Origin of the sequence: Xanthomonas sp. SHU 308 (genome assembly GCF_000364645.1) — a bacterium.
Classification (GTDB): domain Bacteria; phylum Pseudomonadota; class Gammaproteobacteria; order Xanthomonadales; family Xanthomonadaceae; genus Xanthomonas_A; species Xanthomonas_A sontii.
The window spans coordinates 1-17,099 of record NZ_AQOK01000307.1; the positions used below are offsets into that span (position 1 = coordinate 1).

The window sequence follows — 17,099 nt, forward strand, 5'->3', positions numbered from 1 at the left end:
GCGCCCAGGTAGTTGTAGATCGGGCTCATGTTGCTCTGCTGCAGGCCGAAGCTGTACTGCACGCCGAAGAAACCGGCGTTGAGCGCCAGCACGCGCGAGAGCGGAAGCAGGGGACGATCGGAACGCATCAGCATCGGCATCGGCCTGGGCGGGTCGGGCACGCGGGAGGCGTGCCACAGCGGCGGAGCGGAGTGTCGGCGCGCCTGCAATCGTTTGTAACGCTGCGTTGCACCATGCAGAATGCCTCGAATTCTCAGCGAGAAGGTTGGCGTAAGCGCCACAGGTGGATTTGCTGCACTGCAAATTGCAATCGATTGCGGGCGGCCGTATCTGTACGCCACCGCACCCACCGACCGCGCCGCGCCCTGCCCGTTCCGGCAGCGGCGCGCCGCCACCCACTGCACCACTCGCTTCGGGAGAGACAGCGATGCATCACCCTTCGATCCGCCTGCAGACCCTGGCCCTGGCCGTCGCCGCGGCGCTGTCCGCACCGGCTGCGCTCGCGCAACAGGCCACGCCCGCCGCTGCCGACGCCCCGGCGGCGCAGGGCGACGTGGTCAGCCTGGACTCGGTCTTCGTCACCGGCACCGCCACGCCCAAGAGCAAGCTCAAGTCCAGCGTCTCGGTGAGCACGGTCGGCGCCGAGGCGATCGAACAGTCGGCGCCGCGCAGCACCGCCGAGATCTTCCGCAACATCCCCGGCATCCGCTCCGAATCCAGCGGCGGCGAAGGCAATGCCAACATCGCCGTGCGCGGCCTGCCGGTCGCCTCCGGCGGCGCCAAGTTCCTGCTGTTGCAGGAAGACGGCCTGCCGGTGCTGGAGTTCGGCGACATCGCCTTCGGCAACGCCGACATCTTCCTGCGCGCGGACTACAGCCTGGAGCGCATCGAAGCGATTCGCGGCGGCTCGGCCTCCACCTTCGCCAGCAACTCGCCCGGCGGCATCATCAACTTCATCAGCAAGACCGGCGACACCGCCGGCGGCAGCGTCGGCCTCACCCGCGGCCTGGGCGGCTACGACAACACCCGCCTGGACTTCGACTACGGCGCGCCGTTCGCCGAGCACTGGCAGTTCAACGTCGGCGGCTTCTACCGCCGCGGCGACGGCGTGCGCGATGCCGGCTACACCACCGACAAGGGCGGCCAGCTCAAGGCCAACCTGACCCGGCTGTTCGACAACGGTTACGTGCGTGTCTACGCCAAGTACCTCAACGACCGCGCCGCCGGCTACCTGCCGGTACCCACGCGGGTCAGCGGCAGCGACGGGTCGCCGCACTTCGGCAGTATCGACGGCTTCGATCCCGGCACCGACACGCTGTACAGCCCGTACTTCCGCAGCAGCGCCACCCTCGATGGCGGCAACAAGCCCTCGCGGGTGGAACTGGGCGACGGCATGCATCCGCTGTCGCGCGCGTTCGGCGCCGAGGCGCAGTTCGACATCGACGGCGGCTGGACCCTGACCGACAAGTTCCGCATCGCCGATACCTCCGGCCGCTTCGTTTCGCCGTTCCCCGCGCAGGTCGCCGATGCCGGCGCGCTGGCGGCGAGCATCGGCGGCGGCGGCGCCGGCCTGCGCTACGTCGACGGCCCGAACGCCGGCCAGGCCTACACCGGCCTGGCGCTGCGCACGCATCTGTTCAACGTGCACCTCAACGACCTGGGCAACGCGGTCAACGACCTCAGCCTGGCGCGCGACTTCGGCAGCGGCGACGGCGGCAACCTCAACCTCAAGGCCGGCTGGTACACCTCGCGGCAGACCATCGACGTGGACTGGACCTGGAATTCCTACGTGCAGTCGCTGGGGCACCGCCCGCGGCTGCTGGACGTGGTCGCCACCGACGGCAGCCTGCGCTCGCAGGACGGCCTGTACGCCTACGGCGTGCCGTACTGGGGGCTGGACAACACCCGCCACTACGACGTGCGTTACGACATCAACGCGCCGTACCTGGCGCTGAGCTGGGACCAGGGCCCGCTGAGCGTGGACGGCAGTCTGCGCTACGACATGGGCCGCGCGCGCGGCGACACCGCCGGCGGCGTGCTGGCCAGCAATGTCGACGTGAACGGCGACGGCGTGATCGAGGCGCCGGAGCAACGCGTGGCGACCATCGACTACGCCAACCCCAAGCCGGTGCGCTACGACTGGAACTACCTGTCGTATTCGTTCGGCGGCAACTACATGCTCAACGACGACCTGGCCGCATTCGCGCGCTACAGCCGCGGCGCCCGCGCCAACGCCGACCGCCTGCTGTTCGGCGTGGTGCGCGACGACGGCTCGGTGTCCTCCAACGAAGCGGTGAACGTGGTCAAGCAGCTCGAGGGCGGCCTGAAGTGGCGCAGCGGCGGGCTGAGCCTGTTCGCCACCGCCTTCGCCGCGCGCACCCAGGAGCAGAATTACGAAGCCACCACCCAGCGCTTCTTCGACCGCACCTACAAGGCGCACGGCCTCGAGCTGGAAGCCGCATACCGCACCGGCGGCTTCACCCTCAACGGCGGCCTGACCTGGACCGACGCCACCATCGACAAGGACCAGATCACCCCGGCCAACGCCGGCAACACCCCGCGTCGGCAGGCGCGCTTCGTCTGGCAGCTGACGCCGAGCTACCGCGGCGAGCGCTACCAAGTCGGGGTCAACGCGATCGGCACCAGTTCGGCCTACACCCAGGACAGCAACCAGCTGAAGATGCCCGGCTACACCCAGGTCAACCTGTTCGGCGACTACCGCATCACCGATGCGCTGACCGTCTCGCTCAACGTCAACAACCTGTTCAACACCTTCGGCCTGACCGAAGCGGAGGAAGCGTCGATCGCCGACGCCGCCTCCGGCGTGATCCGCGCGCGCTCGATCCCGGGCCGCACTTCCAGCATCAGCCTGCGCTACGACTTCTGACGAGGACCGCACATCCGCGCCCCACCGGGGGCGCGGCCAAGCCCCCCATGACCGCACCCGCTCCTTCCGCACTGTCCGCGCTCGCCCACACCCTGTGGCAGGCGCATCTGCAACCGGACGCCGCCGACGCAGTGCTGGCACGCCTGCAGCGTCACGGCGAACGTCTGTTGGCGCCTTTGCATGCGCTGTACGGCACGCATCCGGCCTTCGCGCAGTGGTTGCCGCAGTGGCTGACGCAATTGGCGGCCACCGCCAACGCGCGGCCGTCGGCGCTGCGCCAGCTCGATGCCGAGCGCGCGCCCGACTGGTTCGCCACCCCGGCGATGCTCGGCTACAGCGCCTATGTCGACCGCTTCGCCGGGACCTTGCATGGCGTCGGCGAACGCGTGCCCTACCTGCAGGAACTGGGTGTTCGCTACCTGCACCTGCTGCCGTTCCTGCGCGCGCGCGCCGGCGACAACGATGGCGGCTTTGCGGTCAGCGACTACGGCCAGGTCGAACCGCGGCTCGGCGACACCGACGATCTGGCGGCGCTGACCGCGCGGCTGCGTGCGGCCGGGATCAGCCTGTGCGCCGACTTCGTGCTCAACCACACCGCCGACGACCATCCCTGGGCGCTGGCAGCCAAGCGCGGCGATGCGCGGCATCTGGACTATTACCACCACTTCCGCGACCGCGACGCGGTGGATGCCTACGAGCGCACCCTGGGCCAGGTGTTCCCGCACACCGCCCCGGGCAACTTCACCTGGGTGCAGGACGCCGACGCCTGGTTGTGGACCACGTTCTACCCCTACCAATGGGATCTGGACTGGAGCAATCCGGCGGTGTTCGGCGAGATGGCGCTGGCGCTGCTGCGCCTGGCCAACCTGGGCGTGGAGGTGTTCCGCCTGGATTCCACCGCCTACCTGTGGAAGCGTCCCGGCACCGACTGCATGAACCAGCCGGAGGCGCACACGATCCTGCAGGCGCTGCGCGCGCTCATCGACATCCTGGCCCCAGCGGTGCTGCTGAAGGCCGAGGCGATCGTGCCGATGGCACAGTTGCCGCCCTACTTTGGCGACGGCGCCGCGCGCGGCCACGAATGCCACCTGGCCTACCACAGCACACTGATGGCGGCCGGCTGGGTGGCGCTGGCCGAGCAGCGCGGCGACATCGTGCAGGCGGCGATCGCGCAGACGCCGGCGCTGCCGCCAGCCTGTGGCTGGCTCAGCTACGTGCGCTGCCATGACGATATCGGCTGGAACGTGCTGCAGCGCGAGGCCGCCGGTGGCGATGGCGTCGCCCCGTTCGCGCTGGCGCGCATCGCCCAGTTCTACGCCGGCGACACAGCGGACAGCTACGCGCGTGGCGAAGCCTTCCAGAGCAGCGGCGATGGCGTGCACGGCAGCAACGGCATGAGCGCGGCACTGACCGGCATCACGGCAGCGCTGGCCACCGATGATGCCGATGCGCTGGAACTGGGCGTGCGCCGCCTGCTGTTGCTGTACGCGGTGGCGCTGGCGATGCCGGGCATCCCACTGCTGTACATGGGCGACGAACTGGCCCTGGGCAACGACGACGCCTACCGCAACGATCCACTGCGCCGCCACGAAGGCCGCTGGCTGCACCGCCCGGACATGGACTGGGAACGCGCGGCGCAACGCCACGACCCCGACAGCCTGCCCGGCCAGGTCTACACCCGCCTGCGCGGGTTGATCGCCGCGCGTGCCACCACTGCGGCACTGGCCGCCGACCAGCCGTTGCGTGCCGTGCCGCTGGGCGATCCCGCCCTGCTCGGTTTGGCGCGCGGCGAGGACTTCGTGGCGGTGTACAACTTCAGTGCGGAGCCGGTTGCGGTGGATGTCGCCGCAACCTTGGGCGACGGCAACTGGCAAGCGATCGCCGATGGCGGCAGCGACCCCGCCACCTTGGCGAACTGGAGCGGCATCCTGCCCGCGTACGGCCTGCGTTGGTGGCGACGCAGCTGATCCGAAAACAGCGGCAGCCGCCTGCAGGCGCCACTGCTGCATACCCGTGCACGCTTCTGAGTGCGTGCAGTCGGGACTGAAGCTCCTCCCACAGGTGCGCTGCCTGGCTGCACGCGGTGGCACATCTATGCCTCCCAGGAGCGGCCTCAGCCGCGACAGGCTTTCCTACTCCCGCTTGTCGCGGCTGAAGCCGCTCTACGGATGCGGAGAAAGGTGCCCTGCACGGCTGGTGCAGTGGAATGGCACCCTGCACGCGTGCGGCCTGCGTTGGTGGCGGCGCGGATGAACAATAATCGCGGAGGAATAAGCGCATTAGCAGCATCAAGATACATGGCGCTATGGGGCCATGCGTTGAAGGGCCATACCACAACTGTTACATTCGGCTGTCAGTCAGCGAGAGAGCGCCTTGACGTCATGGATTGGTACAAAGCATGAGATGCAAGCATTGGATGCTGATCTGCGGAATTGTGGCTGCCGTTTCACTTGGATTGGCATGGACAGAAGTTCGCCACAAGCATCCACCGCAGAACGATGCCGCATACCTTCATAGCAATGAACCTGACGAAGAAGAGCGCTCCAGCGGCGCGAGCCCAGCGGCGCAAGCAAGCAAACGGGGAAATGGTACGCAGGAACATCGCTCCGCATCGAACGATGCCCTTCAAACTTTCCTGGATCTGAAAGCCCGTGCGAACCGAGGCGAAGCAGATGCGCAGCGTGATCTCGCAGAAGCTTATGGCCGATGCATTGCGGTCAACATCGACCCTCAGAAATTCCTAGCTACTTACTCGGCAATCGCAGCGCGTTCCACGTCGCATGCAAATGCCCAAGGCATCTTGTTGGTAGCACGCTCCTACGCAGAAGAATGCGCGGTCGTCGACAATGGCGCTGCCATTCCTGTCGATGCGCGGAATCTATGGCTCGAGCAGGCGGCAAAAGGTGGCGACCTTGCAGCGCAAGCCAGGCTTCAAATGGCCTCAACAGCTCGTCTGCAAGGAGAAGACTTGCGGCAATTCGTGGAGAAGGTCAGCAAATCAGGCGACCCATTGGCCACATTCGAACTGGGCCAACTGCTTGCAGGCAATTCCGACAATACCTCACTCGGACGATATAGCGAAGTCGCTACTGGCCCTACCTCAGGCTATGCGTGGAGCATCGCAGCATGTCAGATGGGACTGAATTGCGGCACCAACTCCGACATTATGAAATCCCTTTGCCTCAACACCGGAGGCTGCTCCAGCCCCAACTTCGAATCTTTCGTTCGCACCAACCTGATCAGCCCAAGCGATGCGAGCCTGCTCGACAGAAAGATCAAGGAAATCAGGAAGATTTTATCTAAGCCCTAAGGAAACTTATTCATGGAAAGAAGGTCATTGAAAAATCGCCTCATGATGCTTTGCCTGTTGGCGATATCGTTTGCAGCAATTGCAAAGACCGTCAGCATCGATGCCGCCTCTGGAGTTTTCCAGAACGTGGCGGCAGCACAAGGCGTTGGATCCGGGGACATGGCCGAACTACGCATTGCGGCGTTGACTGCATTAACCGGAATGTATCGCTCCACATATGGTCTTGCGAGTATTTCTGTGGGCGATGTCGTTGCGGTGACGTATCAGGATGGCAGCAAGGAAAAGGGCCAAGTTGTCTGTCTCTCAGGATCCGTTTGTGTCGTGCCCTTACCTGGCACACAAACTGGACCTGGTAGCGGAGCTGGAACTGGCGGCGGCGGGGGTGGTGGCGGAGGTGGTGGCGGCTGGGTTCCGCCTCCGAATGAATGCCCGAAATGCTCAGTGACTGTGGGCTGATCTAAACGGCCATGGCATGTCGTTGCGACCATGCCGTGGCGCCAGAAGGACTCAGGTACTCAACATTCCCAACAATGCCTCGGCCGCCGCCTCGGACGAGGCCGGGTTCTGCCCGGTGACCAGGCGGCCGTCCTCGACCACGTGCACGCCCCAATCGGCGACCTTGCTGTACTGGCCGCCCAGGCGCTGCAGTTCGTCCTCGACCAGGAACGGCACCACGTCGGTCAGGCCCACCGCGGCTTCCTCGCTGTTGGTGAAGCCGGTGACGCGACGGCCCTTCACCAGCGGCGTGCCATCGGCCGCCGTCACCCGGCGCAGCACGCCCGGCGCGTGGCAGACGAAGCCGATCGGCTTGTCGGCGCGTGCGAACGCTTCGATCAGGGCGATGGAATCGCGGCCCTCGGCCAGGTCCCAGAGCGGGCCGTGGCCGCCCGGGTAGAACAGCGCGTCGTAGTCGTCCACGCGCACCGATGCCAGCGGATGCGTGCTCGCCAGTTGCTGCTGCGCCGCCGGGTCGTCCTTGAAGCGGCAAGTCGCTTCGGTCTGCGCGTCCGGCGCATCGCTTTTCGGGTCCAGCGGCGGCTGCCCGCCCTTGGGCGAGGCCAGCGTGATCTCGGCGCCGGCATCCTTGAACGTGTAGTACGGCGCCGCGAATTCTTCCAGCCAGAAGCCGGTCTTGTGGCCGGTGTCGCCAAGCTGGTCGTGCGACGTCAGCACCATCAGGATCTTCATGCGGATCTCCTTGTGAAGGGAAGCGGCCATGCGGGGGCAGGCCGGGCGCCGCAGTATCGGCAGCCGCACATTCGCGGCGGGTGAGCATCGCGCACTGCGGTTCAGCTCACACACGCGATCCTGCAAGGCGGCCGAAGCCAGTCGCTACGGTGGCAGCCCAGCCGCTGCGGTGGGTCGCCCATTTTGTAAGAAAGCGGATAGCTGCCAGTTGAGCAGCCTGCGAACCACATGCAGGCGGCCTCCAGACACCAGACGAAGTCGCCCGCGTCCTGGGTCAGTCCATGCGTGTCCGGGCTACGCTGCATGCAGTGCGCGCCCTGTTCGACGTGAAATAGAACTGCAGGCCGAACGGCAGCGCGCCCTGGAATTCGCGGCTACCCAGATCCACCGAATGATGGCGTGGATGCCGATAAGGCGGGCGGCGCGATGCCGATCCGCCGCCACCCCATACGCACGCGACCAGGCATCGAACCCGACGCACTCCAGCGAGACACCAGACCACTCCGGCAACTCCATGGCCGGTATCGACCATGCCACTACTTCTTCACGACGGGAGTTTCCGGGAGACTCTGGACGACGTCACCCTTGTCATCAATAAAATCCAACGATGCCTTTCCAGCAGGCGTGACGGACATGATGATCCTGGGATTTCCTGAATCGTCCGCGAGAATCACCGCAGACGATTTTCCGCGAGTACGCCCGACAAAGAGCCTCTGTGTCTGCTCACCACCCGCGTCCTTCCACTGCTTCAACAGCGCATCCTTCTCCGGCCCATTCGGGGCCGCCAGATACTTTTCATACAGCCCTTCGTACTGCTTGGAAAGTCCGCGATCGAATACGGAAAGGCCGGTTTCCATGAAGCCGCCCTCCTCGTAGTGATGCAGGGCGATTTGCTGATCTCCGCCGAACCGATCCATCGAAAGATGCACGCCGCCACTGGGCTTTCCATCTTGACCGAGACTGCCGTCATAGATGAGCCCACCGACCTCGTCGCCCACGCCGTTATAGAACAGCATTCCGGGCATATTGCTTCTCTCGGTTTTCATGACCTTCCCGCCCATCACCGGATCGGGCAGCAAACCGCGGGCGGCCAACACCATGGACCTGGACCCGTCCTCGTTGACGATATTGATGCGATTGACATCGATCTCGGAAAATACCTGCTTGCTGCCAGCGCCTCGGGCCCCCATCAGCATGAGCGTCAAAGGAAGGGCGAGCGCCACAGCCGAAAAAATCTTCAGAATTCGATTTTGCCTGCGCAACTGCGCGATGACGCCAGCCGCTCCCACGTCCCCACCCCTACCTTCCGTCGTCGACACGCGAGCCTCCTTATTGGCGATAAATGCGCGACCCAGCATAGGTACTTGATTCTTCTCCCTGCAAGCAAGACGGACATGAGCGAACCATCTTTCTTGCCAGAGAAATGCCTCGGACTTCTTTTCGTTTCTTCAAAAAACCAAACGGCCGACAGCCCGCACTACAAGTTTGCGATAGCCACAGGAACACTGCAGTCGCATTAGACGCTTTGGATCGTCCACGCGACTGGTCGCTGCGAATGCCGCCGACCTCCCGCAGCGGCAGCTACTTCCTTCTGGAGCCCCCTACTCCACCTGATCCATGCGAATCCGGTTGGCGAACAGCGAGAACGCCAGCATCCCGGCCAGGCCGCTGGCGCGCGCGACCCACGTCGGCAACCAGCGCGGCGGCGCCAGCACGCCGGACTCGAACAGCGGTGCGAACGCGGCCACGTCCTCCAGCGCCATCTTGCCGGCGAACAGCCAGCGGCACAGCGGCAGCCGGTCGCGCTGCAGCGCCTGGCGGAAGAAGGTGTGCACCGACACCAGCCCGCGCAGGTACACGGTGTCCTTGGTGAACGCGGCGCCGCCTGTGGTAGGCACGCCGCGGAACACGCGCTGCGCCGAGGAGAAGCTCTCCGCAGGCGCCTGCCCGGCCGCATCGAAGTAGCGGAACACCTCGATGAAGTCGGCGCCGTCGCGGGCCAGCGCGATCGCCTCGATGCGCAGGCTGATCCGCTTCATGCGCTCGATGTCGATGCTGCCGGTGATCTGCTCGGCGAAGGTCGCCAGGCCTTCCTGGGTGGCGGTGGTGCGCGGCGAGGACAGCGCCAGGCTCGGCAACTGCGCCTGTTGCCGGCCGTTGAGCGCGGTCAGCGAATGCACCAGCGCCTCGTGGTGGAACAGTTGCGCGCGGTCGTAATCGCTGAAGTGGGCGCCGGAGCGCAGGCGGATGCGCTGCGCGCCGGCGGCGGCCTTGGCCAGCAGGTCCGGATCCAGTTCCACCGTGATCACCCGCGCGCCGAAGAATTCGTCCAGATCGCGCTGCAACAGCAGGCGCAACGCGGTGGCCGACACCGGCACCTGCTCCTCGGCCGAGAACAACTCGCGGTCCAGTTCCTGGGCGATGCGGATGAAATGGCCGGCGGCCTCGCGGGTGGTGGGACCGTGGCCAGGCATCGGGTCGTCCGGCACGCCGAACAACTGCGCCGAATACGTGCCCACCGCCGGCGTGCCGAGCACTTCGAGCAGCGCGGCGGCCAGATCCCAGCTGTGCACCGAGGCCTGCAGGTAGGCGCCGAGCGGATGTGCCGGATCGGCGGCCTCGGCGATCGCCCCGAGCTCGCGGCGGGTGTCGGCGAAATCCAGCCTGGGGTAGTCCACCTGCGGCAGTTGCGGCTGGCCGCGCGCCACGCTCTCCAGGAACGGCGCCTGCAGCGCCACCGGCCAACTGGCCAGGGCCAGCAGGCGGATGCCGCGCACCGCCTTGACCAGCCGCGCGTCGAGCGCGGCATGGTGGCGGATCTCGACCGGCAGCACGCGCTTGGCCACGGCCGACGTCAGCGGCGCAGGGTGCGCGGTGGCGGACGCTTGCCGCCCGGTTTGCCACCGCTGGGCTTGCCGCTGCGGCCGGCGGCCGCGTTCTGCGCCTGACGCTGCGCCAGCTTGCCGGCGGCACCAGCGACCTCGTCGCGCAGCTTCAGGTAGTTGGCCAGGCGCGCCTCCTCGATCTCGCCGCGCTCGATCGCCGCCTGCACCGCGCAGCCCGGCTCGGCCTGATGCGCGCAGTCGTTGAAGCGGCACTGCGCGGCCAGCGCCTCGATGTCGGCGAAACCGCCTTCGGCCAGGTCTTCCTCACCGGTGGGCTTGAGTTCGCGCATGCCGGGGGTGTCGATCAGGCAGGCGCCGGACGGCAACGGCAGCAGCGCGCGATGGGTGGTGGTGTGGCGGCCGCGCGAGTCGGTGGCGCGCACCGCCGCGGTGCGCATCTTCTGCACGCCCAGCAGGGTGTTGGTGAGGGTGGACTTGCCGGCACCGGACGAGCCGACCAGCACCGCGGTCTGCCCCGGCCCCAGCCACGGCCACAGCGCGTCGACACTGTCGGCCTGGCGGGCGTTGACCGTGAGCAGCGGGATCGCCTGCGCCGCCAGTTCCTCCAGCACCGCCAGCGCGTCGGCGGCGTACTCGGTGAGGTCGGCCTTGGTCAGCACCACCACCGGCGCCGCACCGCCGCCGCCCACCAGCAGCAGATAGCGCTCGATCCGGCGCGGATTGAAGTCCGCATCCAGGCCGCAGACGATGAACACCGTATCGATGTTGGCCGCGATCACCTGCTGGTGATAGTGCTCGCCAGCGGCGCCGCGCTTGATCGCGGTGCGCCGCGGCAGCAAGGCGACGATGCGCGTGTCCTCCAGCAACACCCAGTCGCCGACCGCGGCGCGCTCGTGGCTGGGAAAGCGCGGCCGCTGCCAGTCCGGCAGCGATTCGACCTTGAAGCCGGTGTCCACCGCATCGGCGACCACGTAGCCGGTGCGGTGCTGCTCCACCACCCGCGCCGGCCGCGCCTGCGGATGCGCCTCGAACAGCGCGCGCCAGGCAGGCTCATCGGGCATTCCGGGCCAGGGCCAGCCGATGGGGCGCAACGCGTCGAAGTCGATCGGGGAGGTGGTCATGGGCGAATTCTAGAGGGTGCGCCGCGCCCAAAGGTGAGCGCAGGGCGGCCACTGGGACACGCGCAGGGCGGCGCCTTGCGTCGTTAGCCCGCGCCGCAGGCGGCGCCCCGGGAGTCGCCAGCAGCGGCGCATGACCCGCGCGACACGTGTGTGGCCTCCACACGGGCCAGCCATCGCGCCACGCCCGTCGCAGCGCCAAGTGTGGCGGCCGGGCGCCGTAGACGACCCGCCACCACGGCGCCCTCCGCCCCGCCGCGGTGTCACATTTCCGCTACCATGCAGGTCCCACGCCCCACCGGCCAATGCGATGCCCACCCTGCCGATCAAGCCGCTCGCGATCCGCGAACGCCTGTCCGAAGTCCGCTACGAGATCCGCGGCGAACTGGCACGGCGAGCCCGCGAGCTGGAGGCCCAGGGGCGCAAACTGATCAAGCTCAACATCGGCAATCCCGGCGCGTTCGGCTTCCGTGCCCCGGAACATCTGCAGCGCGCGATCGCCGATGACATGGGCCGCACCGATCCCTATACCCACCAGCAGGGCCTGCCGGAGGCGCGCGAGGCGATCGCCGCGGCCTACGCCCGGCGCCAGCATCCGGACGCGCACCCGGACCGCATCTTCGTCGGCAACGGCGTCAGCGAGCTGATCGACCTGTCGCTGCGTGCGCTGCTCAACCCGGGCGACGAAGTGCTGGTGCCCTCGCCCGACTACCCGCTGTGGTCTGCCGCCACCATCCTCAACGACGGTCGCCCGGTGTACTACCGCTGCGCGCCGGAGAACGGGTTCCAGCCCGACCCGGTGGAGATCGAGACGCTGGTGTCCTCGCGCACCCGCGCCATCGTGCTGATCAACCCGAACAACCCCAGCGGCGCCAGCTACTCGCGGGCGCTGCTGGAGAAGATCGTCGCCATCGCGGTCAAGCACAACCTGCTGCTGATGGTCGACGAGATCTACGACCAGGTGCTGTACGACGACGCGGAGTTCGTGTCGGTGGCACCGCTGGCCGGCGCGCATCCGTGCATCAGCTTCGGCGGCCTGAGCAAGGTGCACCGCGCCTGCGGCTGGCGCGTGGGCTGGGCGCTGCTGTCCGGCGACGCCGAGCGCGTCGGCGATTTCCGCAACGCCATGGACCTGCTCGGCGCGCTGCGCCTGTGCGCCAACGTCCCCGGCCAGTTCGCCATCGATGCTGCGGTCAACGGCCCGGACACGATCTCGCTGCTGTGCGCCCCGGGTGGACGCCTGTACGAAACGCGCCGCGCGGTGCTCGAGGCGTGCGCGGCCAGCGAGCACCTGTCGCTGGTGCAGCCGGCCGGCGCGCTGTACGCGTTCCCGGCCGTGGTCGGCGCCGCCGCGCGCGGCTTCGACGACCACGCGTTCGCCCTGGAGCTGATGGAACAGGAAGGCGTGCTGGTGGTGCCCGGCTCCAGCTTCAACGTGCCCTACCGGCACCATTTCCGCGTCACCCTGCTGCCGGAGGCGGCGACGATGCGCGAGGTGTTCGCGCGCATCGATCGTGTCCTGGCGCGCCGCGCCGAGGACGCCACCAAGGTGGTGCCGCTGAAGCCGCGGGCGGCTGTGGGGCGGTGAGTGGGGAATGGGGAATGGGGAATGGGGAATGGCAAAGCGTGCGTGCGCCGTTCCTGCGAGCGCGCGTCCCGGTGATGGGGCTGCCATTGGCACCGCGTAGATGAGCCAGGGGCGTTTCGCCGCGGTCCAGCACACACCGCTGCGCTACCTGGCGCTGGGCGATTCCTACACGATCGGCGAAGGTGTTGACGCCGACGGACGCTGGCCGATGCAACTGGCGGCGGCGTTGCGCCGCGACGGCATCGCCCTGGCCGATCCGCAGATCGTCGCCACCACCGGCTGGACCACCGACGAACTGGACGCCGGCATCGACACGGCCGCGCCGCAGGGACCGTTCGACCTGGTGACGCTGCTGATCGGCGTCAACAACCAGTACCGCGGCTATCCGCTCGACGACTACCGCACGCAGTTCGACGCGCTGCTGCAGCGTGCGATCGGTTTCGCCGACGCGCGGCCGCAGCGGGTGCTGGCGGTGTCGATCCCGGACTGGGGCGTGACCGCCTTCGCGCAGCCACCCGCCCACGATCCGGCGCACATCGGTGCGCAGATCGACGCCTTCAACGCCGCCGCGCAGGCTTGCTGCACCGCGCGCGCGGTGCGCTTCGTCGACATCACCGGCTGCAGCCGCGACGGCGGTGGCGACCCGGCGATGCTGGCCGCGGACGGGCTGCATCCGTCGGCGGCGATGTATGCGCGCTGGACCGCGCGGCTGTTGCCGGCGGCTCGCGATGCGTTAGCCTAGCTGGCGTACGCCCGCTGCCAAGGACCGACATTGCGCGACGCCAGCACCACCCAGCCCATGACCCGCCCGCAGGCCCTGGCCATCGCCCGCGCCTTCCTGCCCACGCATCCGCTGGGCAACCGCTACGACTACTACTACACGCGCACCAAGCTGCGCACCGATCCGCTCTACCCCGGCGTGCTCGCCGCGCTGCGCGGCACCGACGCGCCGGTGCTGGACCTGGGCTGCGGGCTGGGCCTGCTCGCGCATGCGCTGCGCGCCGACGGCCAGCGCCAGCGCTACCACGGCGTGGACATCGACGCGGCCAAGATCCGCCGCGCCGGCGCCATCGCCGCCCGCAACGGGCTGCAGGACACGCATTTCGCGGTGGTCGACCTGGGCCAGTCCTGGCCCGAGCACCACGGCAGCGTCGCGATCCTGGACGTGCTGCAGTACCTGGACCGCGACATGCAATCCAACCTGATCCGCAGCGTGGCGCGCATGCTCACGCCCGGCGCCAAGCTGGTGATCCGCAGCGGCCTGGGCGATGCCAGCGGCCGCGGCCGCACCAGCCGCATCACCGACGTGCTCGCGCACCTGGCCGGCTGGATGCAGGAACTGCCCAAGGCCTACCCCACCCGCGACAGCCTGCAGGCCCAGCTCGACGCCGCCGGCCTGCGCGCCAGCTTCGCGCCGCTGTACGGCAACACGCCGTTCAACAACTGGCTGATCGTGGCGGAGCCGCGTTGACGTCGCAGCTGTCGCGCGAACTCCGGGTCTGCACGGCCTTCTCGCCGATCGTGGCCCAGCGCGCGCGACAGCGAGCGCCCTCCGCGTCGGCGCGTTCCCCGCTGCAAGCTGCCATGCCGCCGCACAGCGGCATGGAGATGGCCTCCATGCACTGAAGGCTGCAGTGCGCGAAAGACGGCCTCTGGCGGTTCCTGGCGGACCGTTTTCAGGTGTGCGATAGTCCGCCGGACCAGCCACGGACTCGGCAGAGGGACACATGGATGTTGCGCCACTACTGGCAACATTGCGAGGGATCGCTGCGGCTATTCGCTCGTCGTCGCGGCGCCAGACCGCGGACGTGCGACGCGTCTTCGCGGACCGCACCGAGATGCACCAGTACTTCGACGCGCAGCACGCGGCAGGCTATGACTGCTTCGTCACTCGCCTGCGAGACGGCTGGGAGGTGCGCAGTTACAAGCGCACCAGATGAAAGCGCAGCCGGGCCTTGCGCCATGCTGCCTGCACTACACCTGCACACGCCGGATGGTCATGCCTTCGCCGCATGCGCCGATTACTCCGTGCAGCGAGCGACAGATACCCCTCGGGGGCCTGTCGGCATGCCGCCCGTGCATGGACATGGCCGCCGCAGCGTATGCGCATCGGCACCACGCCACAGCGCAAGCGGGGAAGCGCGTCCAGCCTCAGGTCGGGCAGATCGTCTCCAGCCCACGCGCCTGCACAGCCTGCAACACCCCCTCCATGATCGCCGGATTGTGCCCGTGCGCCGCGCCCTCGTGCAGCAGCACGATGGCGCCGGGCTGCAGGTCGCGGGCGATGCGCGCGACGGTGATCGCGGGGTCGCAGCGCACGCCGTCGAAGCCGCGCGCACTCCAGGCCACCCGGGTCAGGCCATGCCGGCGCAGCGGTGCGGCGACGAAGGGATTGGTCATGCCCACCACCGAGCGGTACCAGCGCGGCGCAGTGCCGGCGATCGCGGCCAGGGTCTGCTGCGCCTGGCCGATTTCCTGCGCCATGCGCCGCGGCCCCAGCGCCCAGAACCACGCCTGCGGGTGATGCTGGCTATGGTTGCCGATGCCGTGGCCGCGGCGCAGGATCTCGCGTACCAGTTGCGGGCGCGCGGCGGCGCGGGCACCGACCAGGAAGAACGTGGCCTTGGCCTGGTGGCGGTCGAGCAGGTCCAGGATCGCCACGGTGTCGTCGGAGGGGCCGTCGTCGATGGTCAGCCACACCCGCGGCGCGCTGCCGGGCAGGCGATCCAGCACCGGCGCATACAGCCGCGCCCGCGGCAGGAACACCGGCAACACCAGCGCGGCGTGCGACAGCAGCAGCGCCGGCAGGCCGACTGGCCAGCCATATGCCCACCACAGCCCCGCCACCAGCGCCTGCGAGGCCAGCGCCCAGGGCAGCCAGCGGTAGGGGTGGCGCGGGATGCGATGCAGCGTTTCCGGAACTGTCATGCCCCATGATGCCATGCGGCGTAGAATGACCGGTCCGACTCTGCGACGACTGCCTGCCATGTCCCTCGACCCCGCCCTGCGCTCCCGTATCGAAACGCTGCTCAGCTCCAACCGCGTCGTGCTGTTCATGAAAGGCCAGCCGGGCATGCCGCAGTGCGGGTTCTCCGCCAAGGCGGTGGGCGCGCTGAACGAGCTGGGCGTCGACTTCGCCCACGTCAACGTGCTGGCCGACCAGGACATCCGCGAGGGCATCAAGGTCTACGGCGACTGGCCGACCATCCCGCAGCTGTACGTGGACGGCGAGCTGATCGGCGGCAGCGACATCATCCTGCAGATGGCCGGCAGCGGCGAGCTGAGCGAACTGCTCGGCGTGGCCGCGCCGGACCGCACGCCACCGTCGATCACCATCACCGACGCCGCCGCCGAGATGCTGCGCGGCGCGCTGGCCGACGCCCCGGGCGCAAGCCTGGCGCTGGCGATCGACGCGCAGTTCCAGCCGAACTTCCAGTTGGCGCCGACCGACCCCAACGCCATCGCCGCCGAGTCCAACGGCCTGCGCGTGCAGTTCGACCTGGGCAGCGCGCGCCGCGCCGACGGCATCACCATCGACTGGGTGGACGACATCCGCGGCCGCGGCCTGGCCATCGACAATCCCAATGCGCCCAAGCCGGTGCAGGACCTCAGCCCGCGCGACGCCGACGACCAGGTACGCGCCGGTGGCCTGCTCCTGGTGGACGTGCGTCCGCCGGAAGAGCGCGCGGTGGCGGCGGTCAACGTGCCGTTCCGCACCCTCGACGGCGAGCAGCGCGCGCAACTGGAAGCGCTGCCCAAGGACACCGCGCTGGCCTTCCTGTGCCACCGCGGCGGCCGCAGCGCGCAGGCGGCCGAGCACTTCCGTTCGCTGGGCTTCACGAAGGTGCACAACGTGGTCGGCGGCATCGACGCCTGGACCGACCAGGTGGACGGAAGCGTGCCGAAGTACTGAGTCGGTTACCTCGTGGGTTGCGTCCCGTGCGGACGCGCCGAAAGGGCGATCGAGCGATCGCCCTTTTTTGTGCCCGCGCGCCGCGATCGCCACACGCACACGCTCCTACCCTGGGCACGCACTCGCCTGGCGTCTTGCGCAAGTGCTGACGGCAGCACCGAAGTCCGGCGCTCCCTGTGGGAGGGACTTCAGTCCCGACTGCAATGGGGTCGAATGCGCCGATGGCTTCGCTCGTCGCGGCTGAAGCCG

At 68.2% G+C, this 17,099-nt stretch carries 13 protein-coding genes; 8 read left to right on the top strand and 5 right to left on the bottom strand.

Translation table 11 applies throughout. The features are described 5' to 3' along the window. The first annotated feature begins 427 nt into the window (after nucleotides 1–427). The 4 genes from D588_RS0110865 (at nucleotide 428) to D588_RS27825 (ending at nucleotide 6,653) form a co-directional block, all read left to right on the top strand. Complete coding sequence (locus D588_RS0110865; protein WP_017915988.1) at nucleotides 428–2,887, top strand: TonB-dependent receptor; 2,460 nt, start codon at nucleotides 428–430, stop codon at nucleotides 2,885–2,887. Between the two features lie 47 nt (nucleotides 2,888–2,934). Next, a complete protein-coding gene (locus D588_RS0110870; RefSeq protein ID WP_017915989.1) occupies nucleotides 2,935–4,854 on the top strand; it encodes an alpha-amylase family glycosyl hydrolase in 1,920 nt (639 codons plus the stop codon). 431 nt (nucleotides 4,855–5,285) lie between these two features. After that, nucleotides 5,286–6,197, top strand: coding sequence for a hypothetical protein (locus D588_RS27820; protein WP_150409727.1), 912 nt, complete (start codon nucleotides 5,286–5,288; stop codon nucleotides 6,195–6,197). A gap of 12 nt (nucleotides 6,198–6,209) precedes the next feature. Next, on the top strand, nucleotides 6,210–6,653 hold the full coding sequence (locus tag D588_RS27825) for a hypothetical protein (protein ID WP_157836448.1): 444 nt from the start codon (nucleotides 6,210–6,212) through the stop codon (nucleotides 6,651–6,653). Nucleotides 6,654–6,704: 51 nt separating this feature from the next. On the opposite strand, the gene D588_RS0110880 is transcribed toward D588_RS27825, so the two are convergent. From D588_RS0110880 to rsgA, 4 genes are all read right to left on the bottom strand, one after another. Continuing rightward, on the bottom strand, nucleotides 6,705–7,385 hold the full coding sequence (locus tag D588_RS0110880; RefSeq protein WP_017915991.1) for a type 1 glutamine amidotransferase domain-containing protein: 681 nt from the start codon (nucleotides 7,383–7,385) through the stop codon (nucleotides 6,705–6,707). 536 nt (nucleotides 7,386–7,921) lie between these two features. Next, nucleotides 7,922–8,704, bottom strand: coding sequence for a hypothetical protein (locus D588_RS26120; RefSeq protein WP_152237750.1), 783 nt, complete (start codon nucleotides 8,702–8,704; stop codon nucleotides 7,922–7,924). A 282-nt stretch (nucleotides 8,705–8,986) separates the two neighbouring features. After that, nucleotides 8,987–10,231 (bottom strand): flavohemoglobin expression-modulating QEGLA motif protein, encoded by a 1,245-nt coding sequence (locus D588_RS0110890; protein WP_017915993.1) that lies wholly within the window; start codon nucleotides 10,229–10,231, stop codon nucleotides 8,987–8,989. A gap of 8 nt (nucleotides 10,232–10,239) precedes the next feature. Continuing rightward, nucleotides 10,240–11,352 carry a ribosome small subunit-dependent GTPase A gene (gene rsgA / locus D588_RS0110895; protein ID WP_017915994.1) on the bottom strand — a complete coding sequence of 371 codons (1,113 nt, stop codon included), beginning with the start codon at nucleotides 11,350–11,352 and terminating at the stop codon, nucleotides 10,240–10,242. 307 nt (nucleotides 11,353–11,659) lie between these two features. On the opposite strand from rsgA, the gene D588_RS0110900 reads away from it, so the two are divergent. From D588_RS0110900 to D588_RS0110910, 3 genes are all read left to right on the top strand, one after another. Beyond that, complete coding sequence (locus D588_RS0110900) at nucleotides 11,660–12,937, top strand: pyridoxal phosphate-dependent aminotransferase (RefSeq protein ID WP_017915995.1); 1,278 nt, start codon at nucleotides 11,660–11,662, stop codon at nucleotides 12,935–12,937. A gap of 100 nt (nucleotides 12,938–13,037) precedes the next feature. Continuing rightward, nucleotides 13,038–13,679, top strand: coding sequence for an SGNH/GDSL hydrolase family protein (locus D588_RS0110905; protein ID WP_017915996.1), 642 nt, complete (start codon nucleotides 13,038–13,040; stop codon nucleotides 13,677–13,679). A gap of 57 nt (nucleotides 13,680–13,736) precedes the next feature. Continuing rightward, nucleotides 13,737–14,408 carry a methyltransferase domain-containing protein gene (locus tag D588_RS0110910; protein ID WP_017910897.1) on the top strand — a complete coding sequence of 224 codons (672 nt, stop codon included), beginning with the start codon at nucleotides 13,737–13,739 and terminating at the stop codon, nucleotides 14,406–14,408. A 680-nt stretch (nucleotides 14,409–15,088) separates the two neighbouring features. On the opposite strand, the gene D588_RS0110925 is transcribed toward D588_RS0110910, so the two are convergent. After that, a complete protein-coding gene (locus tag D588_RS0110925; protein ID WP_198526756.1) occupies nucleotides 15,089–15,880 on the bottom strand; it encodes a polysaccharide deacetylase family protein in 792 nt (263 codons plus the stop codon). Nucleotides 15,881–15,923: 43 nt separating this feature from the next. Between D588_RS0110925 and grxD the strand changes: the two genes are divergently transcribed. Then, entirely contained in the window at nucleotides 15,924–16,850 is a 927-nt protein-coding gene (gene grxD, locus D588_RS0110930; protein ID WP_017915999.1) for a Grx4 family monothiol glutaredoxin, read from the top strand. The last annotated feature ends 249 nt before the right edge of the window (nucleotides 16,851–17,099 follow it).

Coding starts and splice junctions, on each gene's coding strand:
- D588_RS0110865 (WP_017915988.1), top strand. CDS start 428: ATGCATCACCCTTCGATCCGCCTGCAGACCCTGGCCCTGGCCGTCGCC.
- rsgA (WP_017915994.1), bottom strand. CDS start 11,352: ATGACCACCTCCCCGATCGACTTCGACGCGTTGCGCCCCATCGGCTGG.
- D588_RS0110870 (WP_017915989.1), top strand. CDS start 2,935: ATGACCGCACCCGCTCCTTCCGCACTGTCCGCGCTCGCCCACACCCTG.
- D588_RS27825 (WP_157836448.1), top strand. CDS start 6,210: ATGGAAAGAAGGTCATTGAAAAATCGCCTCATGATGCTTTGCCTGTTG.
- D588_RS0110925 (WP_198526756.1), bottom strand. CDS start 15,880: ATGGCATCATGGGGCATGACAGTTCCGGAAACGCTGCATCGCATCCCG.
- grxD (WP_017915999.1), top strand. CDS start 15,924: ATGTCCCTCGACCCCGCCCTGCGCTCCCGTATCGAAACGCTGCTCAGC.
- D588_RS0110900 (WP_017915995.1), top strand. CDS start 11,660: ATGCCCACCCTGCCGATCAAGCCGCTCGCGATCCGCGAACGCCTGTCC.
- D588_RS27820 (WP_150409727.1), top strand. CDS start 5,286: ATGAGATGCAAGCATTGGATGCTGATCTGCGGAATTGTGGCTGCCGTT.
- D588_RS0110880 (WP_017915991.1), bottom strand. CDS start 7,385: ATGAAGATCCTGATGGTGCTGACGTCGCACGACCAGCTTGGCGACACC.
- D588_RS0110905 (WP_017915996.1), top strand. CDS start 13,038: ATGAGCCAGGGGCGTTTCGCCGCGGTCCAGCACACACCGCTGCGCTAC.
- D588_RS0110910 (WP_017910897.1), top strand. CDS start 13,737: ATGACCCGCCCGCAGGCCCTGGCCATCGCCCGCGCCTTCCTGCCCACG.